16 protein-coding genes and 1 pseudogene are annotated in these 21,491 nt (G+C 71.3%); 7 read left to right on the forward strand and 10 right to left on the reverse strand.

The features are described from left to right. Nucleotides 1-80 precede the first annotated feature (80 nt). Nucleotides 81-962, forward strand: a complete 882-nt coding sequence (locus tag AXK60_RS05780) for a hypothetical protein (protein WP_068745852.1) — start codon at nt 81-83, stop codon at nt 960-962. Here the strand turns inward: AXK60_RS05780 and AXK60_RS05785 are convergent. Genes AXK60_RS05785 through AXK60_RS05795 form a run of 3 tightly spaced genes read right to left on the reverse strand, consistent with a single transcriptional unit; the run spans nt 934 to nt 7,960 of the window. Next, nucleotides 934-4,575 carry a murein biosynthesis integral membrane protein MurJ gene (locus AXK60_RS05785; RefSeq protein WP_068570151.1) on the reverse strand — a complete coding sequence of 1,214 codons (3,642 nt, stop codon included), beginning with the start codon at nt 4,573-4,575 and terminating at the stop codon, nt 934-936. The two genes, AXK60_RS05780 and AXK60_RS05785, sit on opposite strands and share 29 nt — an antisense overlap. Further along, a complete protein-coding gene (locus AXK60_RS05790) occupies nt 4,572-7,055 on the reverse strand; it encodes a hypothetical protein (RefSeq protein WP_068570152.1) in 2,484 nt (827 codons plus the stop codon). The genes AXK60_RS05785 and AXK60_RS05790 overlap by 4 nt, the downstream gene beginning before the upstream one ends. Continuing rightward, nucleotides 7,052-7,960: an NUDIX hydrolase gene (locus tag AXK60_RS05795; protein ID WP_082777850.1), complete on the reverse strand. Its 909-nt coding sequence runs from the start codon at nt 7,958-7,960 to the stop codon at nt 7,052-7,054. Before AXK60_RS05795 ends, AXK60_RS05790 begins: the two co-directional genes overlap by 4 nt. Nucleotides 7,961-8,034: 74 nt before the next feature. Between AXK60_RS05795 and AXK60_RS05800 the strand changes: the two genes are divergently transcribed. Then, a complete protein-coding gene (locus tag AXK60_RS05800; RefSeq protein WP_068570154.1) occupies nt 8,035-9,495 on the forward strand; it encodes a CCA tRNA nucleotidyltransferase in 1,461 nt (486 codons plus the stop codon). Here AXK60_RS05800 and AXK60_RS05805 read toward each other — a convergent pair. From AXK60_RS05805 to AXK60_RS05815, 3 genes are all read right to left on the reverse strand, one after another. Further along, the gene (locus AXK60_RS05805) at nt 9,492-9,992 is read right to left on the reverse strand and encodes a hypothetical protein (protein ID WP_139057776.1); all 501 of its coding nucleotides are present in this window, start codon (nt 9,990-9,992) and stop codon (nt 9,492-9,494) included. The two genes, AXK60_RS05800 and AXK60_RS05805, sit on opposite strands and share 4 nt — an antisense overlap. Before the next feature lie 72 nt (nt 9,993-10,064). Beyond that, entirely contained in the window at nt 10,065-10,586 is a 522-nt protein-coding gene (locus AXK60_RS05810) for a hypothetical protein (RefSeq protein ID WP_068570156.1), read from the reverse strand. A 1-nt stretch (nt 10,587) separates the two neighbouring features. Then, on the reverse strand, nt 10,588-11,913 hold the full coding sequence (locus AXK60_RS05815; RefSeq protein ID WP_068570157.1) for an MFS transporter: 1,326 nt from the start codon (nt 11,911-11,913) through the stop codon (nt 10,588-10,590). Between the two features lie 74 nt (nt 11,914-11,987). On the opposite strand from AXK60_RS05815, the gene AXK60_RS05820 reads away from it, so the two are divergent. From AXK60_RS05820 to AXK60_RS05830, 3 genes are read left to right on the forward strand one after another with little or no spacing between them, the layout of a single operon-like run. After that, a complete protein-coding gene (locus tag AXK60_RS05820; RefSeq protein ID WP_280512878.1) occupies nt 11,988-12,617 on the forward strand; it encodes a YqgE/AlgH family protein in 630 nt (209 codons plus the stop codon). Between the two features lie 43 nt (nt 12,618-12,660). Then, nucleotides 12,661-13,659, forward strand: coding sequence for an ABC transporter substrate-binding protein (locus tag AXK60_RS05825; protein ID WP_068570158.1), 999 nt, complete (start codon nt 12,661-12,663; stop codon nt 13,657-13,659). Next, entirely contained in the window at nt 13,659-14,633 is a 975-nt protein-coding gene (locus tag AXK60_RS05830) for an ABC transporter substrate-binding protein (protein ID WP_068570159.1), read from the forward strand. The genes AXK60_RS05825 and AXK60_RS05830 overlap by 1 nt, the downstream gene beginning before the upstream one ends. Before the next feature lie 3 nt (nt 14,634-14,636). Here the strand turns inward: AXK60_RS05830 and AXK60_RS05835 are convergent, their stop codons facing one another. Next, nucleotides 14,637-15,620 carry a bile acid:sodium symporter family protein gene (locus tag AXK60_RS05835; RefSeq protein WP_068570160.1) on the reverse strand — a complete coding sequence of 328 codons (984 nt, stop codon included), beginning with the start codon at nt 15,618-15,620 and terminating at the stop codon, nt 14,637-14,639. A 4-nt stretch (nt 15,621-15,624) separates the two neighbouring features. Further along, the gene (locus AXK60_RS05840) at nt 15,625-16,095 is read right to left on the reverse strand and encodes an SdpI family protein (protein ID WP_068570161.1); all 471 of its coding nucleotides are present in this window, start codon (nt 16,093-16,095) and stop codon (nt 15,625-15,627) included. 124 nt (nt 16,096-16,219) lie between these two features. On the opposite strand from AXK60_RS05840, the gene leuS reads away from it, so the two are divergent. Continuing rightward, the gene (gene leuS / locus AXK60_RS05845) at nt 16,220-19,069 is read left to right on the forward strand and encodes a leucine--tRNA ligase (RefSeq protein WP_068570162.1); all 2,850 of its coding nucleotides are present in this window, start codon (nt 16,220-16,222) and stop codon (nt 19,067-19,069) included. A 14-nt stretch (nt 19,070-19,083) separates the two neighbouring features. Next, nucleotides 19,084-19,722 (forward strand): maleylpyruvate isomerase family mycothiol-dependent enzyme, encoded by a 639-nt coding sequence (locus AXK60_RS05850; RefSeq protein WP_244881038.1) that lies wholly within the window; start codon nt 19,084-19,086, stop codon nt 19,720-19,722. 43 nt (nt 19,723-19,765) lie between these two features. On the opposite strand, the gene AXK60_RS27540 is transcribed toward AXK60_RS05850, so the two are convergent. Together AXK60_RS27540 and AXK60_RS27545 are read right to left on the reverse strand one after the other, a co-directional pair. Further along, nucleotides 19,766-20,380, reverse strand: a complete 615-nt coding sequence (locus AXK60_RS27540; RefSeq protein WP_244881043.1) for an HNH endonuclease signature motif containing protein — start codon at nt 20,378-20,380, stop codon at nt 19,766-19,768. After that, nucleotides 20,354-21,297 (reverse strand): annotated as a pseudogene (locus AXK60_RS27545) (DUF222 domain-containing protein); the annotation flags it as partial. The pseudogene AXK60_RS27545 and the gene AXK60_RS27540, both read right to left, overlap by 27 nt. Between the last annotated feature and the right edge of the window lie 194 nt (nt 21,298-21,491).

The following is a 21,491-nucleotide window of genomic DNA, read 5'->3' on the forward strand; positions in this document are numbered from 1 at the left end:
AACGGTAGAACACCCCACTGACGAGTTCCGGACAAGCGCAGTCCAAGCCCCCGTTCAGCGGCGTGGACGAGTATGCGGTCATGTCCGATCCCGTCGATCCGCTCCGCGTCCTGCGTGCGCGGTGGTGCCTGCTCGCCGCGGCGCAGCCCGTCCTCGCCGCCGCGGGTGCGCCCCTGCCCTTCCGGGTGACGGTGAGCGCCGGAGATCGCGGCGTCGCCCGCTACGACGCGTCGTCGACCGCCGGCGCGACTCTCACCTGGTTCGGCCCCGACCGCGCGGTGCTCTCGTGCGGGGATCTCGGGTGGCGCGTCCCCGGCGCGCCCGGGCCCGAGGACCGGGTGGCGGGCGCACCGTCGTGGCTGGAGCACGTCAGCGCGCTGGATCACCGGGTGAGCGCGCAGCACTACGGCTGGCTGGCCGTCTGGGACGGCGGGGCCTGGGCGGCGGACGCGGCCCCCGAGCCGGGTGCGCCGTTGCCACCCGTCCAGGGCACGGCGGCGACGGTGCTCGCGCTCGGCGCCCGCCTCGAGCAGACCGACGCGCTGTTCCATCTCGTGCGGATGTGCGAGTACGAGTGGCTCGACGCCGCGGCGTGGTGGGCGGCGTGCGGCGGCCTCGCGTCCGAGCGGGTGATCGAGGAGTCGTGGTCGCAGCTCGTCGGCTACGGGATCACCCAGCGGACGGGCGGCGGACCGGTGTTCGACGGAGTGCCCGGGCGGACGCCGTCGGAAGCGAAAGAAGTTGCGGCGGAACATGCCCGGGAGCGCGGGCTGCAGATCCCCGACGATGTGCGGGTGGAGGCCGCGATGCGGACGAGGGACGGCTGGCAGGTGCGCTTCCTCGACTATCGGGATGCGGAATCCGCGCGGCCGCTTGTGATCTCGGTGCCGGACAAGGGCGCGGCGTGGATCGAGGGCGCGGTGTCGGCGGGGCTCAGGAGCCCTGGAACTCGACCTGATTGATCGTGGTGTACCACTCGGTACCGGACTCCTTGGTGAGTCCGGTGATCCACACCAGGACGTAGCGCGAGCGTGGCGCCACCGAGCTCACGTGGAAATCGTTGGCGCCCTTGTGAAGAGTGCCGGACCAGACCAGGGAGGTCTCCTCCAGGTTCTTCACCGAGTCCTTGGTGGCGGTGCGCACCTCGACGGTGCTGCCCTGGCTGGGCGAGGTGATCGTGCCGCGGGTCAGCGACACGGCCTTGTCGAGAGTGACGAGGAAGCCGACACCCTTCTTGAGATTGCCGAACGCGGGACCGGCCTTGTAGGTATCGGTCTTCCAGGCCGGGGTCTTCCCCGTGAGCACGTTGCTCAGGTTGGTCGCGGGGTCCTTGGAGGTGGCGAGATCGACCAGCGAGACGGCGGTGCCCTTCACCGGCGCGCCGACGCCGGGTGCCGGTGCGGGCGCCGCGCTCTGCACCGCGGTCGCGCTCGAGGTGTACAGCGAGCCGACTCCGGACTGCGTGTCCTTGCCGCCGATGAAATTGCTGATGAGCAGTGTGAGCGCGATGATCACGAGGAGCGCCACGGCGCACGCGGCGATGACCAGCAATGGCACGTTCTTCTTGCCGCCCCCGACTCGGCTCAGGAGCGACTGCTTGGACTGGATCCGCTTGGCGGGCGTGGGACGGTCGTCGAGAGAGGGCACTGCGCGCGGCGCCTCCCGGGGTGCCTCCCGCGGCGCCTCCTCGCGCACCGGCGCGAGCAGGTCGGTCTTCACGTCGACCACGGAGGCCTGGTCCAGCAGCTGCTGCACGGTGGCCGCGGTGCGGATGCCCTGGCCGCCCTCGAGCGTGCGGGTGGCGACCGCCGAGATCTCGAACGGGATGTCGCCCTTGGCGTCCCGCGGCTCCACCGGGCTGCCGTTCGCGTCCGCGTCGGCCTGCCGGATCCCGGCGACGGTACCGGTGCCGGTGGTCACGGTGCGGCCCGTGGCGTCGTCGAGCGGCCAGCGCTCGAGCAGCAGCGCGTAGAGCACGGCGCCCAGACCGCGCACGTCGGACTCCTTCGACGCATCGGCCAGCGTGCCGGGGAACGCGAGGAAGGCGTGCCCGTCCTGGGAGATGCGCACGCGGTCGGGATGGTCGATCGACAGAGCCGCGCCGGCGCGGTGCGCGCCCTCGGCGGCCCCGGCGAGCGCACGGACGGCCTTCGCCGCGCCGATCGCCGACGGGTGCGTGCCGGCCACGTCCGCCAGCGAGCTGCTGGGGATCCACTCGGCCACCACGATGCCGCCCGAGCTGCCGCGCACCACGTCGAGCACTCGGGCCAGGCCGTTCGAGTGGACGCGACCCAGGCGCAGGGTGCGCGAGAGGATCGACTGCGGGCCCTCGCCGCGCAGGCTGATCTGGGCGCCGCGCTCGGGTGCCGGTGCGCGCTGCTCCGAGTCGACGAAGGTCAGTGCCACGTCACGGTCGAGGTTGATGTCGCGCGCCTGCCAGAACTGCAGGCCGCGGATACCGCCGTAGTGCTCGATGAGCCGGTACCGGCCGCCCGCCACGACGGCGCCCGGGATGAGCTCCGGGCCGCGGGGTGCGTCGTCGGCCTCGTCGAGCGGGGCCGGCACGCCGGGCTGCACGGACGGCAGTCGCATCTGACCGGTGCCCGGTGCCTCGTGCCCGGAAGTACCTGCGGAGTCGTCCTCGGTCACTGCGAATGCTCCTCTTCTGCGGTACCTGAGGCCCGTGGTCGGTTGTTCGGCGCTCGCCCGCGAGCGTCGGGGAACATGGCTTTGACCAGCATACGGGAGGCCGATGTCGTCGGCGATCCGCGGCAGCTGGGCGGTGATCTCCTCGCGGCGCAGGCTCGCGTAGGCCTCGAGTTCGTCGAGCCGCATCTCCCGGGTGTCGGGGGCGCGGGCGGCCTCGCGCTCCGGTTCCGACGGTGCGCTCGGCCGCAGGGCCGGGACGAACCGGCCCGCGATGCGCCGCAGGGGTGCCAGGATCGCCAGCACGTCCGGCACTCGCCAGAGGGCGAGCAGCGCATAGATCAACGTCATGGAGAGTACGCCTGCGATTGCAAGGTACACGAAAGCGCCCGCCGGTCCGCTCCGGTCGATCGCCTTGAGCACGCCGAGCTGCATGACCGCGTAGATCGTGACCACGACCAGCACGGAGACCGTGGTGGTCTGGAGCAGCGTGCGGGTGACGTTCGTCAGGTGCAGCGGGCCCAGTGTCCGGCGCAGGAGGTACCAGCCCATGATCGCGCCCGCCGTGTACGCCAGGCCGCGGGCGGTACCGACCAACTCGACGATCCGGTGCTCGTCGTCCACGAGGACCGGCACCAGGTACGACAGCCCGATCTGCGTAGCGACGATGACGATGACGATGCCGGTCGGGACCCAGGCGCGCTCCTGGGCGTAGAAGACCCGCAGGTGGATGAGCACCATCGCGTACGGGATCAGGACGAACGCCGAGAACGAGATCGCCGTGCCCAGGAAATTCGCATCGTCCTGGCTGAACTGCCCGACGTTGAACAGTGCGCGCCCGATGGACGGGCCGAACACCGTCAGGAAGGCCACGATCGGGATGAGGGCGACCATGGTGATCCGGGTGGCGACGGACAGGTCGTCGAGGACGGCGTTGCGGTTGCCCGCAGCGGCGTTGCGGGAGAGCCGCGGCATCACGGCGGTCAGGAGCGCCACGCCGATCACGCCGTAGGGCAGCTGCAGCACCATCCACGCGTACTGGTTGATCGCGGGCCCGCCGTCGGAGGCGTGCGACAGGATCGGCGTGACCGCGTACCAGCCGGCCAGTGAGATGAAGACATAGGCGACGATCGCGATGCCCATCGACCCGAAGTGCTTGAGCCGGTCGTCGATGCCCCAGCGCAGCCGCAGCTTGATCCCGGAGCGGCGCATCGCGGGGATCTGGATCAGCGCCTGCAGCACCACGCCCAAGGTGCTGCCGATACCCAGCACCAGCAGCTTCGGCTGGCCCATCGCGGTCGGATTCAGCGTCAGCTCGCCCGGCATCAGATAGAAGGCCACCAGCGTGGCGATCTGCACCGTGTTGCAGGCGACGGGGGCCCAGGCGCCGGGTTTGAACTGATCGCGCGTGTTGAGCATCGCGGTGAACAGGGCCGAGAGGCCGAAGAAGACGAGTTGCGGCAGGAACATGATCACGAGGGCCTGGGTAAGGCCCTCGTCGACCTTGGATCCGCCGACCAGGAGTCCGACCAGCACCGGGGACAGCGCCAACGACACGATCAGCGCGATGCCCAGAATGGTCAGGGAGAGGGTGAACAGCCGCTCGAAGAAGGCCTGGCCCCGGTCCCTGTCCTCCATCTCCGCGCGCACGAGCACCGGGATCACCAGCGCGGTGAGCACCTGGCCGAGCACCAGCTCGGAGACCTGCTGCGGCATCTGGTTGGCGATGCTGAACGCCGAGGCGACGGCCGGCCCCAGGATCGCCGCGAGAAGGATCGTGCGCAGGAAACCGGTCACCCGAGAGGTGAGCGTCGCGACGGCGACCGAGCCCGTGGACCGCAGCAGGCTCGCGGTGCCGCCACCGTCGCCCTTCCCGCCGGCGGCGGACGGGCTGCTCGGCGGGATGTGCCGGGGCTCGGCGCGGCTCATGTGTCCTTCGGTTCGGGGTGCTCGTGCGGATGCTGATTCGACGAGGTCGGTCGATGTGCAGCGTAGCTGTTCGCGATGAGCTTCTCGTGCTCGTCCGCGGTGGGGCGGTCCTCATCGGCGGGGTCCGGACGACCGCGGAACCGGCGCCACAGGCGCCGCCCGGCCAGCAGGACCAGCAGGATCCCGGCCGCGCAGGTGATCCAGAACAACGACTTGCCGTACGCATTGGAGTGCACCGAGATGGAGATCGGACTGCCCACCGGCATGTCGCTGCTCGTGCGCAGCGACATCTGCACGGAGATCTGTCGCGAGTAGTCGACGGTGGTCGGGAGTTCGATCTGCCGGGTCCCGCGGGCGGGCAGCTCCTGCACCTCCGACGCGTCGATGGTGACGCCCTCGGGCGCGGACCAGTGGATCACCGTGCGGATCGGCAGCGGCAGGTCGTTCCGCGCGACGATGAGCAGCGGCGACTTGTCGGAGGCCAGTGTGTACGCCCCGCCCGGGCTCACGAACCGCACCGAGCTCAGCTGCGCGGCCATGGAGGCGCGCGCGGCCGTCAACCGGATGGAGGCGTCACCGTCGACCGCGGGCCGCGACGGGGCCCACCGGAGCGCACGCACGGCGTCCTCGCGCAGTGGCGAGGTGTACACGAGTGGGGTGAGCGGTGTCTTGGGCAGCGGGAGGAGGGCCGCGCCGAGCTGATCGACCTGACGCACGTGGGCGGCGGCCGCGCCGACGATCGAGTCCGGGACCCGGGACGCGGCGGTCCCGGCCGGCTGCCGCAGCTGCCACGGATCGGCGCTGCGGGCCGGGTCGCGTCCGGCGGACTGCGCCGAGGCGACCACGTCGCGGAAGGTCCGCGGTCCCGCGAGACCGGCCTCGAACTGCGTCGACAGCGCGTCGAGCACCGCGCGGGCGTCGGCGGGGCCCGCGGCCCAGACCTGGGGCGGCATGATCAGGGCGGAACGGCCGGTGACCCGGGCGACCGGATCTTCGGTGGTGTTCGCCGCCCATCCGTTCGGCGGTGCGTAGCGCTGCGTCGGGTCCAGGGCCGCAGCCGCGAGGGCCCCCACCGCGGCCTGTCGCCGCATCGTCGCCGACTCCTCGGCCAGGGTGAAGGTCGACGCGGTCGGCACGGTCCCCGTCGGACCCGGCGCGACGCCGCGCTCGGCACCGTCGGGCAGCCCGCCCATCGCCGCCAGCGCGGCGGAGACGTTCGGGTCGAAGACGGCCGCGCCGATGCCCTGCCCCACCGCCACGATGCCCGACGGTGTCCCCCGGTTCCGGGCGGGAGCGCCCACCGCGGTCGCGGCGAGCACGGTGGCCGAGACGTCCGAGGCCCGGAGTTGCCGCGCACCGTCGGACAGGAGCAGGCCGGAGGTCGGGATCGCGACGCCCCGGACGGACTGCACACCGAGGATGGAGTCGATGACGTCCGAGGGCGTGTCCAGGGCCGCGCGCTGCAGCGAGGGCTCGGCGGAGCGGCCCAGCGCCTCGAGGTCGACCTGGCCGAAGGGCAGCGCCACCACGCAGGAATCGGCCGCGACGCGCTTGAGCCGGTCGAGCCATGCGCTCGCCCGGTCGCTGCCGGTGCCGGCCGTGGTCGGTCCGCGCGGGTCCGCGGGATTGCGGGAGACGCGGTACGGGCCGGTCATGGCCTGCACGGTCACCAGCAGGTCGGGGTCGATCGCGAGGCACGCGGCGGCGCGCAGTGCGGTGTGCCGCGGGTCGGGGCCGCGGGTGGCCTCCTCGTACGCGGTGAGCAGGCCGTCGAGCCGGCCGCCCGGCGCGAGGGAACCGGCGAGCGCGTCGTCGACGAGGCGCACCGCGGAGTCGCCGCCGCCGGGGATGCCGCCCGCGAGCTTCGGGTTGTCGGCCAGCGGCCACAGGAGCGTGACCTGTGAGGGCGAGGTCGTCACGGGCCGCTCGACGGTGCCCGGCGTGTCGGTGCCGCCGTCGGGCAGGGCGTACACGGGCAGTAGCGTCCGAGAGTCGTCGAGCCGGGCGACGCCGCCGTACGCGGGCTTGCCGTTGAGATTGAGCAGGATCGGGTACACGCCCGGCCGGTCGATGCCGAGCGTCGGGCCGCGCGTCGTGGTGGTCGGGCGCACCGGGATGCTCACGCTGAAGCTGGTCTTCTCCCCCGGCTTGAGCACCTTCGACACGGGTTCGAAGCGGCCCAGCGTGTCGTAGGCGTTGTTGTCGGCGACCAGGTCGGAGCGCACCTGCGCCGAGGTCGAGACCGCGGGCGCGCGCTGGACCCGCAGGTCGAGGTCGCTCACGTCCCGGTCGCCGAAGTTGGTGACGCTGCCGCGCACCACGACCTCGTTCGGGGAGCTCTCGGTGACCCGCGAGGTGATCTCGTCGACGGTGATCCGCACGAACTGCGCGTCCGGGAGACCGGCCCCGCTGAGGGCGGGCGTACCGGTCAGGGCGACCAGGAGCGTCAGCACGCACAGGAGGCGGGCCGACCGGATCACGTCTGACCGCTCCCGCCGCTCCCGCCACTGCGCCGGCCCCGCGAGCGCCGCCCGCCGCGCCGCCGACGCGGCTTCGGCGGGTCGTTGCGGACCGCGTTGCGTTCGGCCGCCGCCTTCTCATAGGCCGACGGTTCGCTGCGGGGCTCGGCGGCGACGCGGGCCGCGAGCTCCGACGGATCGGCCGTGAGGTCCTCGATCACGGTGCGCGCCGTGGCGACGAGCTTGCGCTCGTCGGAGTAGGTGAGCCGGGTCGCGAGCTCGGCGAGCGGCACCCACGCCACCTCCGAGACCTCGTAGTCCTCGGCCGAGAGGTCGCCGCTCTGCCAGGACAGCAGGAAGTGGTGCACCGTCTTGTGCACGCGGCGCCCCTCGACGGCGAACCAGTAGTCGATCTTCCCGATCGACGCGAGGACGGAGCCGGTCAGTCCCGTCTCCTCCGCGATCTCCCGGATCGCGGTGAGCTCGGCGGTCTCGCCCGTCTCGATGTGGCCCTTGGGCAGCGACCACAGGGTGCGGCCGCGGCGGTCCACGCGCCCGATGAGTGCGGCCCGGAGCTCGTCGTCACCGTCGAACCCCGCGACCACGAGGCCGCCGGCGGAGGTCTCGCGGACCGTGCGGATGCGCGGGTCGGGGCGGCCCCGTCCCGGTGCCGGACGCTTCGACGTGGGCGTCGGTCCACCCTGCTTGCGGGTGGGCTTGGCCGGCCGTACCTGGTCCGACGGTGCCGCGTCCGGCTCCGGTGCGACCTTCTGGTCGGCGACGGCCGCCAACTGCGCCCGGCCCCGCCCACGGCCACCGCGCCGCCGTCTCCGCCGGGGCCGGGGGGCGGCCCCTCCCGCGGAGTCGCCGACGGAGCCCTGGCGCTGGGGGCGCCCGGGGCTGTCGGCGGATTCGGCGGAGGTCACCCCCCGATGCTACTGGCCGGTCGGTCCCGGATACGCCACCGTCGCGTTTTCGACCGGCAGTAGACTGGCGTGTCGTGACCGAGACCCCTGAGCAGGCGCGCGCGGAGCGGCGTACCCGACTGTTGGCGGCCGCGCACATCTCGCTGCGCGAATTGTCCGACGTGCTGGTGCCGCTGGGCACCCGGTTCGCCGACGCGGGTCACGAGCTGTACCTCGTGGGCGGCTCGGTCCGCGACGCGCTGCTGGGCCGGCTGACCAGCGATCTCGACTTCACCACGGACGCCCGCCCGGAGCAGGTCCAGGACCTGCTGCGCGGCTGGGCCGACGCGATGTGGGACACCGGGATCGAGTTCGGCACCGTCAGCGCCGCCTTCCACGACCAGCAGATCGAGATCACCACCTACCGCGCCGAGGCCTACGACCGGGTGACCCGCAACCCCGTGGTCCGGTTCGGCGAGAACCTGCACGACGATCTGGTGCGCCGGGACTTCACGATCAACGCGATGGCCGTGCGCGTCGGCCGCGGCGGCGCCGAGGACTTCCACGACCCGCTGAACGGCCTCGACGCGCTGCTCGCGGGCCTGATCGACACGCCGGCCACCCCGGAGGAGTCCTTCTCCGACGATCCCCTGCGGATGCTCCGCGCGGCGCGGTTCGTCTCCCAGCTGGGGTTCGCCGTCGCGCCGCGCGTGCTGGCCGCGATGACCGACATGGCGCCGGAGATCGACCGGATCACCGCCGAGCGGGTCCGGGCGGAGCTGGACAAGCTGATCCTGGGCGAACACCCCGTCGACGGCATCGTGCTGCTGGTGGACGCCGGGCTCGCGCAGCGCGTGATCCCCGAGATCCCCGGCATGAAGCTGGCGATCGACGAGCACCACCAGCACAAGGACGTCTTCTGGCACTCGATGACGGTGCTGCAGCAGGCCATCGACCTCGAGGAGTCGGATCCCGACCTGATCCTGCGCTGGGCCGCCCTGCTGCACGACATCGGCAAGCCCGACACCCGCCGCCACGAGCCGAACGGCGGTGTCTCGTTCCACCACCACGAGGTGGTCGGCGCCAAGATGGTGCGCAAGCGGATGCGGGCGCTGGCCTATCCCAAGGCCGTCACCGAGGACGTCGCGCAGCTCGTGTTCCTGCACCTGCGCTTCCACGGTTACGGCGACGGGCAGTGGACCGACTCGGCGGTGCGGCGCTACGTCACCGACGCCGGCCCGCTGCTCCCCCGCCTGCACAAGCTGGTCCGCGCCGACTGCACCACTCGCAACAAGCGGCGCGCCGCGCGGCTGCAGGCCACCTACGACGGGCTCGAGCGTCGCATCGAGGACCTCGCCGCGCGGGAGGACCTCGCGCGGGTGCGGCCGGACCTCGACGGCAACGCGATCATGGAGTTGCTCGGCCTGTCGCCCGGCCCGGAGGTCGGCGCGGCGTGGAAGTTCCTCAAGGAGCTGCGTCTCGACCGCGGCCCGCTCGACCGCGACGAGGCCGAGGCCGAGCTGACGAAGTGGTGGGCGGAGCGGCAGGGCCCCTAGCGGGGTTCCGTGTACGGCGTGCGCGGTCCGGGGATCGCGGCGATCCGCTTGTCGAGGTCGCTCGGGAGCTTGCCGAGCGCCGCCCAGCCGCGCGGTTCGGGGTTCTCGACGCTGGCCTCGAGGACCGTGCCGTCGGCGGCGCGCACGGTGGCCGCGACGATCCAGCCGTCGTAGATCACGGCCTTCCGGTCGTAGTTCGGGCGGTTGCGGAGCACGTGCTCGGCGATGGCACGCAGGTCGGCGACGTCCGCGGGCTTGCCGCGCAGCTCGACGAGGCCGCCCTCCGAGGACACCGCCTTGGTGATGATGCGTCCGTCGGCGTACACGGTGGTCCGCGGCGGCGTCTGCCTGGCGAGGGTGAGGAAGACGTGGGTGCGAACGTCGACGACCACGGTGTTCCCGGGCGTCTGCGCCGGCGTGGGAGCGGCCGTGGCCGGACCGGCTACCGACACGGCGAGTCCGATCACGAGCGCGGCGGTCCCGAGTGTGTACCTCATGGCGTCAGCGTAGCCCGGATCGCACGACATCGAATATCGAATCGTTGTTGATACACGATGGAGTCGGACGCGCTACCGAGCGAGCGGGGTGGCCCCGTCGACGGTGCCGTCCCCGTCGGTGTCGAACAGCAGGACGTCCGGCGCACCGTCGTTGTCCGTGTCGACCACGGCCTGCCGGGGCGGTTGCCCGGCCTCGGCGGGGACCGGCGTGACCGGTGGATTCGTCTCCTGCTCACCGACGCGCCCCACGCCCGGGATCGGGCAGGTCGACGGTGCCCGCGGCGCCGTCCCGATGGTGCCGGTCCCCGCGGGTGGTGCCGGCGCCGCAGATGTCGTCGGTGCCTCGGCGGGAGCCGGCTGCGACCACGTGCCGGATCCGTCGTCGCGGTAGCGGGTCTCGCGGACGCCGTCGTCATCGAGGTCGAGCGCGGCGACATCGGCCCGGCCGTCCCCGTCGAGGTCGATCATCGCGTCGTCGACGCGACCGTCGCCGTCGAAGTCGAGCCGGACCGCGCCCTGCGTGCCGGGTGAGGTCCAGCGGGTGGCGTTCCCGTCACCGTCGCCGAACCAGTACTCGATCGAAAAGTCCCCCATATCAATTGGACGCGCGAGCGGCCTCGGCGGTTCCCGTGCGGCGGTAGAGCAGGACCACGACGATCACGGCGACGGCGTAGAGGACCGCACCGGCGGCGGCGAGCGGCCGGGAGGCACCGTCGAACGGGACGACGGCGGCGGCGAACGCGACCGCGCCCACGAAGGTCACGTTGAAGAGGGCGTCCTGGAAGGCGAAGACCTGCCCGCGGCGCTCGTCGGGAACGTCGAGCTGCATGGCCGCGTCGCCGGACAGTTTGACGACCTGACCCGCGAGCCCGAGCACGGCGGCGGCGAGCACCAGGACGACGAAGTTCAGCGACAGCACCGTCAGCTGGGTGAGGCACGCGGCGATCAGCGCCCCGACCACGGTGTTCCGCCGGCCCCACCGGGCCACGGAGAAGGGGGTCAGCACCGCGGCGACGAACATGCCCACCGCCGTGGCGCCGGCGACGGACCCGAAGCCGGCCAGCCCCAGTGTGCCGTCGGCGAAGCGGTGCCGGGTCAGGAGGAGCAGCATCAGGGTGTTGAAGCCGAACACCACGCGGTGCGCGCCGATGCCGCTGAGGGCCGCCGTCACCGACGGTGCCCGCCAGGCCGCTCGGGCGCCGTGGGCGAGGCCGGCGGCGACGTCTCGGAGGGCGGTCGGCGACCGCTCGGCGGCGGGGATGTCGTGATCGGGCCCGAGGACGCCCCGGGGGAACCGAGTGGAGAGGATCGCCCCGAGCACGGTGACCAGTGCCGCGCAGGCGAGGACTCCGCCGCTCCCGGCGTCGTCGGACCCGAACAGGGCGCGCAGGCCGACTGCCGTGCTCGCGCCGAGGGCGGTGGCGCCCGCGCCCAGGGTGGTGGTCACGGAGTTCATGGCGACGAGCTGCGGTCGGTCGACGACGTGCGGCAGTGCCGCCGAGAGGCCGGACGCCACGAACCGCCCGGCGCCGCCCACTGCGAGCGCGACGATGAAGATGGCGGTCTCCCCCGCCCCGGACGCCAGCACCGCCGCGCACGCGACGATGAGCAGCGCCCGCACGAGGTTCGCGACGATGAACACGCGCCGCCGGTCCCAGCGGTCGAGGAGTGCGCCGGCGAACGGTCCGATGGCGGAGTACGGCAGCAGCAGAACGGCGAGGCCGGCCGCGATGTCGGCGGGCGAGGCGTTGCGCTGCGGATTGAAGACGATGGCGGTACCGAGCGCGGCTTGGAACAGGCCCTCCGCGTACTGGCTCAGGAGGCGCACGCCGAGGAGTCGCAGCAGGTCGGGCAGGTCGCGGAAGGTCCGCCACGCTGGTTTCGGCGCGGCCGCTGGGGCGTCCGGGCCGCTGGTGGTCACGGACTACAGCCTATCGAGGTGGAGCCTTCCCCGTCGGCGGACCCCGTCGCTCGTCCGCGTGCCATGATGGGGGTGTGGGTCCCGATCGTTCGAATGAATCCGCTCCCCGGGACGCGTCCTCCGGTGAACCGGCCGGCGCGGGTTTCGACGTGTCGTCCGGCACGCTCCTGGTGGCCTCGCCGGAGCTGATCGAGCCCACCTTCTCCCGCACCGTGGTGTACCTCATCGAGCACAACGAGTCGGGCAGCCTGGGCGTGGTCCTCAACCGCCCGAGCGAGTCCGCGGTGCACGGCGTCCTTCCCCAGTGGCACGACCTCGCGGCCAAGCCGAAGGCCGTCTTCGTCGGTGGTCCCGTCAATCAGTCGGCGGCCCTGTGCCTGGGTGTGGCGAAGGCGGGCGTCGACGTCAGCGGTATCCGCGGCCTGCAGCCGGTGTCCGGCCGCGTCGTGCTGGTGGATCTGGACTCGGACGTCGAGATGATGGACGAGCTGCTCGACGGTGTGCGCGTGTTCGCCGGCTACAGCGGCTGGGGCATGGGTCAGCTCGACGACGAGCTCGAGCGCGACGACTGGATCCCCTGCGGTTCGCTGCACACCGACGTGCTGGTGCCCGCGCGGGTTGATCTGTGGGGCAAGGTCCTGCGCCGCCAGGGCTTCCCCACCTCGCTGCTGGCGACGCATCCGGTGGACATCTCCGTCAACTAGAAGACTTAGGCTAGTCTTACCTTCCTGACACTCAGGAGGGTTCATGAAGCGGAGCACCACGGCGTTCGTCGCAGCGGTATCGGTGGTCGGGTTCGTCACGGCGGCGTGCGGCGGTGCGGGCTCCGACGGTGCCGCCCCCGCAGCCAAGACCGTCACGATCACGCAGGTCCAGGGCGTGACGGAGTTTCCGGTCGGGCCGACGCGCATCGTCGCCGCCGGCTACTCGATCGACAACCTGCTCGCGCTCGGCATCAAGCCCGCGGCGGTGATCGAGGGGCAGGTCCCGCTCCCGGCGCCCTGGCACGGGAACAGGCTCGACGGTGTCCCGATCATCAAGATGCCCGACAAGCGGACCGTCCCGGTCGAGGAGGTCGCGAAGTACCGCCCCGATCTGTTCGTCGGCGACAACCAGGTCGTGTCCACCAACTACGACCGGCTCGCGCCCGTCTCGAAGGTGCTCGGCGGTATCGACAAGGACGGTTCCAAGGCGGCGTGGGACGTCCAGCTCGAGGCGCTCGGACAGATCCTCGGGAAGCAGACGGAGGCGTCGAAGGTGATCGCCGACGACAAGGCGAACATCGCCGCTGTGCGCCAGCGGAACCCCGGGCTCGACGGCAGGACCGCCGTCGTCGCGCAGTACATCGCCGCGTCCAGCAACTTCAACCTCGTCGCCCAGGCGAACGACCCGACGAACAGGTTCTTCGCGGAGCTCGGCATGAGCCTGCCGAAGGGCATCCGTGAGAACCCGGCGTTCTCGGCGAACACCACGATCCAGGGCGGCCGGGCACCGGTGTCGCTGGAGCAGCTGCCCACGATCAGTGCGAACTTCATGGCGATCTACCCCAACGGCGCGGGCGAGGCCGACCTGCAGCGCCTCCCCGGGTACGCGGGCCTTCCCCAGGTGGTGAACGGCACCACGCTCGTCTCCGACCTGCACACCATCGTGTCCATGAACCAGCCGACCTCCTTGAGCCGTGCCTGGATCCTGCAGAAGATCGAGCCGATGCTGGCGAAGGTCGCGACCCAGCCGGTGGTCGCCTGATGAAACGGCTCGCCGGAGTCGTCGCCGCCCTGGCCCTGCTCGCCGGTTGCGGTTCCAGCCCGACGGGGCCCGCGGCACCGTCGGCCTCCACGGTCTCGATCGCCCAGGCCAACGGGACGCTGGAGTACCCGGTCGGCGCGAAACGGATCGTGGCGCAGGGGTACTCGATCGACAATGTGCTGGCCCTGGGGATCAAGCCGGTCGCGATCGTGCAGCTCACGCAGCCGCTGCCCGCGGCGTGGCAGCGGGAGCTGCTCAAGGACGTGCCGGTGATCAAGGCGTCGGGCGCCTCGAGCCTGCCCGCGGAGGAGATCGCGAAGTACAAGCCGGACCTGTTCGTGGGCGACCACCGCATCGTGAAGGGCGCGAACTTCACCGCGGTGAGCGGTGTGACGAGGGTGCTGGGCGGTATCGCCGCTACGGGCGAGGACTCGGGCTGGGACGCCCAGCTCCTCGCCCTGGGGAAGATCCTCGGCAAGGAGGCCGAGGCGAAACGGGTGATCGCCGCCGATCACGACGCCGTCACGGATTTCGCACGACGGTATCCGGGGCTGAAGGGGAAGACGGGCTTCGTCGCCCAGTACGCGGCCGCGGCGTCGAGCTTCAACGTGATAGCCAGTCCCGAGGACCCGACGAACACCTTCTTCGCGGAGCTCGGCCTGACGGTGCCGAAGGCGATCCGCGAGGAGCCGCGCTTCGTCAACCCGGCGACGCGCGGGATGGTCTCGCTGGAGCTCCTCCCCCGCGTGGGCGCGAACTTCATGGCGATCTACCCGAACGGGGCGACGGGCGAGGACCTTCTGCGGCTCCCGGGCTACTCGGCGTTACCGCAGGTGCAACGGGGTACCGCGGTAGTGGCCGACCTCGACCTCACATACTCCGTCTACCAGCCCACGTCCCTGAGCCGGGCCTGGTTCCTGCGGACGATGGAACCGACGCTCGCGAAGGTCGCGGAGCAACCGGTCGTGGAGTGAAGGTCAGGCGGGGGCGGGCTCGAGCTCGCGTCCGTACCGGGCGGCCATCCACGCGCACATCATCAGCTGGATCTGATGGAAGATCATCAGCGGCAGCACCAGTAGCCCCACGGGTTGCCCGGCGAACAGCACAGCGGCCATCGGCAGACCCGTGGCCATGGACTTCTTGGTGCCGCAGAACTGGATGGCGATCATGTCGGCGCGGTCGAAGCCGAGCTTCTCCGCGGTGGCGCGCGTCATCCACAGCATGACCAGCACCAGCGCCACGGACAGCACGATCAGCTGCACGACGCCCACCCAGGAGACCTGGCTCCAGATGTGCTCGCGCATGCCCGCCGAGAACGCGGAGTAGACCACCAGCACGATCGAGCCGCGATCGACGTACTTCAGCGCCGCCGCGTACTTCGTCACGAACCCGCCCACCCAGGGCCGCAGCAGCTGGCCGAGCAGGAAGGGCAGCAACAGCTGCAGGCACAGGTCGATGATCGAGCTGCTGTGGAAGATCACCTCGCCCGTGGTGGCCATGAGGGCCAGCACGAGCAGCGGCGTCACGAACACGCCGAGCAGATTCGACACCGACGCGCTGACGATCGCGCCGGGCACGTTGCCCCCCGCGATCGAGGTGAACGCGATGGACGACTGCACTGTCGACGGCAGCAGCGTCAGGAACAGGAAGCCCGCGTACAGCTCCGGTCGCAGGAGCACGTCCGGCGCGAACCGCAGCAGCACGCCGATGATCGGGAACACCACGAAGGTGAAGCTCAGGATCACCACGTGCAGCCGCCAGTGCCCCAGGCCGGCGATCGCCTCCCGCGGGTGGATCCGCGCGCCGTAGAGGAAGAACAGGATCGCGATGGCCACGGTCACCGCGTCGTCGACGACCGGCTCCGCGCGACCCGTCGCCGGGAACAGCGCCGCGACGCCCACGGCGGTGAAGATCGCCAGGATGAAGCCGTCGATCGACAGCTTGTCGAGGAGCTTCTTCATCGCGCTACGCGGGTCGTGCCTCGTGGTCGCACATGCCCTTGAGGGCACACGCGCCGCAGCCTCCGGTCACGCCGCAATCCTCGGACGGGTCGTCCGACGGTGCCTCGTCGGCACTGCAGCACGTGGCCTCGGGCATCTGCAGGCGCGCCTGGATCGACGCTGCGCGGGCGCCCTGGAGCGCGCCGAATCCGGCGAGGAAGAGGCCCGCGACGACGGCCACCGCAACAGCGATGAACGACCAGGGGGCGTCCATCGCCACGCCGATCAGGGCGCCGGCGCCGAAGATGACGCCCGCCGCGACGAGGCCCGGTCCGGCGACGCGGTTGGCGGTGCGCCACAGCAGTGGGTCGGAGAGGGTCTGTTCGGTGCGGACCCCGACGATGCCGTTCTCCGGGAGGCGGCCGGCGAGCCCGGCGCCGCCCACGATGACGGCCGCCAGCGCGGCCAGAGCGAGGATCACAACCAGCACGAACACCCCTCCAGTCTAGAGACCTGCGCAAATCGGCCGAGGAGCGGTGCACGGATCCCTTCCGTGGATACCGCCGGTCGCGCACGGGCCCGCGCAGCGGTGGCGAGTCCGGGCTGTTTACGCTGGTGGGGTGACGCAGAACGGTGAACAGACTCCCTCGGCCGGCCCCGCCCATCGGTACACGGCCGAGGTCGCGGGCGCGATCGAGCAGCGGTGGCGCGATGAGTGGCGCGAGGGTGGCGTGTTCAACGCCCCGAACCCCGTCGGGCCGTTGCGGGGCGACGACGCCCTCCCCGCCGAGAAGCTGTTCCTGCTCGACATGTTCCCGTACCCGTCGGGCGCGGGCCTGCACGTGGGCCATCCCCTGGGCTTCATCGCGACGGACGTCTACGGCCGGTACCACCGGATGAACGGCGCCAACGTGCTGCACACGATGGGCTTCGACGCGTTCGGCCTGCCCGCCGAGCAGTACGCCGTGCAGACCGGCACGCACCCGCGGGTGACCACCGAGAAGAACATCGAGCGCTACCTGGAGCAGATCGCCACGCTGGGCCTGGCCCACGACGAGCGTCGCCGCGTCTCGACGACCGACCCGGAGTTCTACCACTGGACCCAGTGGATCTTCCTGCAGATCTACAACTCCTGGTACGACGCCGGCCAGGACCGCGCGCGGCCGATCGCGGAACTGGAGGCGGAGTTCGCCTCCGGTGCCCGCGCCGTGCCCGACGGCCGCGAGTGGTCGGGCCTGACGGTGCCCGAGCGCGCCGCCGTCCTGGACGATCATCGCCTGGTCTACGAGAGCAATTCGCTGGTGAACTGGTGCCCCGGCCTGGGCACGGTGCTGGCCAACGAGGAGGTCACCGCCGACGGCCGCAGTGAGCGCGGTAACTTCCCCGTCTACCGCAAGCAGTTGCGGCAGTGGATGATGCGGATCACGGCCTACTCGGATCGGCTGATCGACGACCTGGCCGTGCTGGACTGGCCCGAGAAGGTGAAGTCCATGCAGCGCAACTGGATCGGCCGCAGCCGTGGTGCGCGCGTCGCCTTCACCGCCGCCGGCGAGCGGATCGAGGTCTTCACCACCCGCCCGGACACCCTGTTCGGCGCCACCTACATGGTGCTCTCCCCCGAGCACCCGCTGGTCGACGTGCTGACCGCCGCGGCGTGGCCCTCGGACGTCGACGACCGCTGGACGGGGGGCGCCGTCTCCCCCGCCGAGGCCGTCGCCGCCTACCGCGCGTCGATCGCCGCCAAGTCCGACCTGGAGCGCCAGGAGGGCAAGGAGAAGACGGGCGTCTTCCTCGGCACCACGGCCGTCAATCCCGTGAACGGCGAGCAGGTTCCGGTGTTCATCGGTGACTACGTGCTCATGGGCTACGGCACCGGCGCGATCATGGCCGTCCCCGGCCACGACGTACGCGATCACGAGTTCGCCACGAAGTTCGGCCTGCCCATCGTCGAGGTGGTCGGCAGCGAGGCCGGCGTCGCCGACGAGGCGTACACCGGCGAGGGCCCGGCTGTGAACTCCGCCAACGCCGAGCTGGACATCAACGGTCTTCCGATCGCGGAGGCCAAGGCCGCCGTGATCGCCTTCCTGGAGAAGACGGGCGCCGGTGCGGGCACGGTGCAGTACAAGCTGCGCGACTGGCTGTTCGCGCGCCAGCGGTACTGGGGCGAGCCCTTCCCCATCGTCTTCGATGCCGACGGTGCGCCGCACGCCCTCCCGGAATCGGAACTGGCGGTCCTGCTTCCGGAGGTGAAGGACTACGCGCCCGTGGCCTTCGATCCCGAGGACTCCGATTCGCAGCCCTCTCCCCCGCTGGCGAAGGCCACGGATTGGCTGCACGTCGAGCTGGACCTGGGTGACGGGCTCAAGGACTACACCCGCGACGCCAATGTCATGCCGCAGTGGGCGGGCAGCTCGTGGTACCAACTGCGGTACGTGGATCCGACGAACACGGAGACCTTCTGCGCCAAGGAGAACGAGGCGTACTGGATGGGCCCGCGGCCCGAGCTGAACGGCCCGCAGGATCCCGGCGGCGTGGACCTGTACGTGGGCGGCGTGGAGCACGCTGTGCTGCACCTGCTGTACGCCCGGTTCTGGCACAAGGTGCTCTTCGACCTGGGCTACGTCACCTCGCGTGAGCCCTATCGGAAGTTGTTCAACCAGGGCATGATCCAGGCCTTCGCCTACACGGACTCCCGCGGTGTCTACGTCCAGGCCGACGAGGTCGTCGAGCGTGACGGCACGTACTTCCTGGGCGATCAAGAGGTGAACCGCGAGTACGGCAAGATGGGCAAGTCCCTGAAGAACTCCGTGGCACCGGACGAGATCGCTCGCGACTACGGCGCCGACACCCTGCGCGTGTACGAGATGTCCATGGGGCCACTGGATCAGGACCGCGCATGGGCCACCAAGGATGTCGTCGGTGCGCAGCGCTTCCTGCAGCGCGCGTGGCGCGCAGTGATCGACGAGGAGACCGGTGCCGTCCGGGTCACCGACGAGACGCCGTCCGACGATTCGATGCGCGTGCTGCACAAGACGATCGCCGGGGTTCGCGATGACTATGCGGAGATGCGCGACAACACCGCCATCGCGAAGCTGATCGAGCTGACGAACCACCTCACGAAGGCCTACCCGGGCGGCGCCCCGCGTGCCCTGGCCGAGCCGCTCGCCCTGATGCTGGCCCCGGTCGCCCCGCACATCGCGGAGGAACTGTGGAACCGCCTGGGTCATACCGAGTCACTCGCGCACGGCCCGTTCCCCCGTGCCGAGGATCAGTGGTTGGTGCAGGACACCGTCGAGATCCCGGTGCAGGTGAAGGGCAAGGTCCGCGCCCGGATCACCGTCGGCGCCGACGCCTCCGACGCCGCCCTCGAGGCCGCCGCCCTGGCGGAGCCCAAGGTCGCCGAGTTGCTCGACGGTGCCCCGCGCAAGGTGATCGTGGTCTCCGGCAAACTCGTCAACATCGTTCCGTAGGAGGGTGCTGCGCCGTGATCGGATCCGTGGCCGACCTGGCGACCGAGGAACGGCGCAGCATGCTCGCGCTCATCGAGACCCTCACGGTGGACCAGTGGCGTACCCAGAGCCTCTGCGGCGACTGGACGGTGCGCGAGGTCGTGGCGCACCACATCGGCTACGATCTGCACTCCACCCCGGAGCTGCTCTCCCGCATGGTGATCGGCCGCGCTGACCCGAGCCCGCGGTCGAATCGGCGACGGGTGGCGGAGCTGTCCGAGATGCCGACAGCGGACTTGATCGACGCGTACCGGTCTCACCTCCGCCCACGGGGGATCGCCGCGGGCTTCGGCAGCCGGATCTGCCTCACGGACTGCATGATCCATCAGCAGGACATCCGCCGGCCGCTGGGCCTGCCGAGGTCCGTGCCGGTCGACCGGATCCGGCCTGCCCTGAACTTCGCCACCTACGCCCCGCCCCTGCGCGGCGCGATCCGCGGCAGGGGAGTGCGCCTCGTCGCCGAGGACATCGGCTGGTCCTTCGGCCGTGGACCGGAGGTGCGGGGGAGCGCCGAGGCGATCCTGCTCGCGATGGGCGGGCGCACCGTCGTCCTGGACGAACTGCGGGGACCCGGCCGGGATCGCCTGGCGCGCAACCTCGGCGCGCTCGACTGACAGTCGGCCGGGCCTCGCTCGGCCGGCGCGTAAGCCGGCTGCGTCAGGCCGCGGCGTAGCTGTCCATCGGCCATGGCGGAGCCTCGTGCCGATGATTCGCGGCGTCGTCCTCGGCGAGCAGGTTCTCCAGGATCGGGGGGCCGTGCGGCCCGTCGAGGATCGCCGCGATGTCGTCGTGGATGGAGCCGACGAACTCCTCGTGCTGGGCGCGTAGATCCTGGGCACGCCAGGCATCGGCGAACTGCTGCTGACGTTCTCGGTGGTGCTGCTGGGCGAGTCGGTACAGCTCGGCCGGATGGTGCTGGTGGTTGACGCGGTACTCGCCGGTGGGGTCGGCGGTGCGCCGCCAGCCGGTGCGGCCGGCGTTCTCGCCGTCGGGGATGGTGATCGTTTCGAAGCCTCGGCGCGCATCGTCGTGGCTGGGGACGACCTTGCCGTGGTGTTTGTCGCAGGCGAGGGTGAGGACGTCGATGTCGGTGCGCCCTCCGTCGGCCCACTCGGTGATGTGGTGCACTTGGCAGCGGGTGGCGGGGGCATCGCACCGGGGTGCGCTGCAGCCCTTCTCGGATCCGTACAGTGCGATCCGCTGGTCCGCGGAGGCGAGGCGCTTCTCCCGGCCGAGGTACAGCGGCCGGCCGGCCACGTCCAGCAGCAGCACGTACCGGGGGTTGGCGCCCATCATCCGTAGCGCGTCTTCGACGGGCAGGCGACCACCCGTTGCGGTGGTCGCGATCCCGGTCTCGGATTCGAGTTCGTCGATCCCCAGCGTGATGATCGGCACGCACGGGAGGCCGCGGTGCTGTCCGAGCAGGCCCGAGCAGATCGCGGCCCGCAATGCCGCGACGAGGGTGTCGTGGTTGCGTTGTGCGGCCGTGCGCCGGTCCCGTTTCGCCGCGGCGGCGACGGCATCCGCGTCGTCGATGTCGACAGGTGCCTCCTCGTCCTCCGGGTTGTTCACGCCGGGCCGGGCCAGCTTCTCGAGCACGACGTCCATCAGCGCCCGCGCCTCCGGGGACAGCACCCCGGCGAGCCCGGACATCAGATCGTCGCCCTGCCGCCCGATCGACAGTTCGCGGTTGCGGGCGACGTCCTCGGCGGACGGTTCGGTCCCGTCGGATCGAGGAGCTCGCAGGCCCGGTTGCCGAGCTTGGTGATGTCGTCGGGGGTGCAGCCGCCGACGGCGGCGGTGACCAGCATGTCCTCCAGATCGTGCAGCGCGGGGTCGGCGAGTTTGCGGGAGCACTTGTCGAGGGCTTTCTCGACGGCGACGGCGTGCCGCTCGGAGAGCAGCCCGTCGCGTTGCGCCCCCGCGAGCACGGCCAGCCGGGGTTCCGGTGCGTATCCGCGCTCCTGCCGCGGCGCGCGCGACCGGGCGCCGCGGATGCGGTCCTGGGCTTCACCGCCGGCGAGGTGGAGCTGATCGATCAGCATCTCCTTCGCGCCCGTGTACCCGAGCTGCCCGGGCAGGCCCTGCTCGATGCCCACCTCGGTGAGCCAGTACTGGGAGCTGGGCACCTTCCGTGCGGCGCATTCGAGCCGACGCAGCCCATCGAGCACCTCCTGCGAGGAGAGCATGACGGGGTTGGATGCCGCGAGACGCTCCGCGGCCTGTTCGAAGGAGGCGAGCGCGGCGAGATACTCAGTGGCGGTCGTATTCTCGATCACTAGTACCCCCTCTCGCTACAGCAAGTCTACGCCGAGATTCGAGTGAACGCCATATATACGAACACATATCCGATGTCGGGTGCATGCTCTAGCCTGGGAACTCC

The organism is Tsukamurella pseudospumae (assembly GCF_001575195.1).
Classification (GTDB): Bacteria; Actinomycetota; Actinomycetes; order Mycobacteriales; family Mycobacteriaceae; genus Tsukamurella; species Tsukamurella pseudospumae.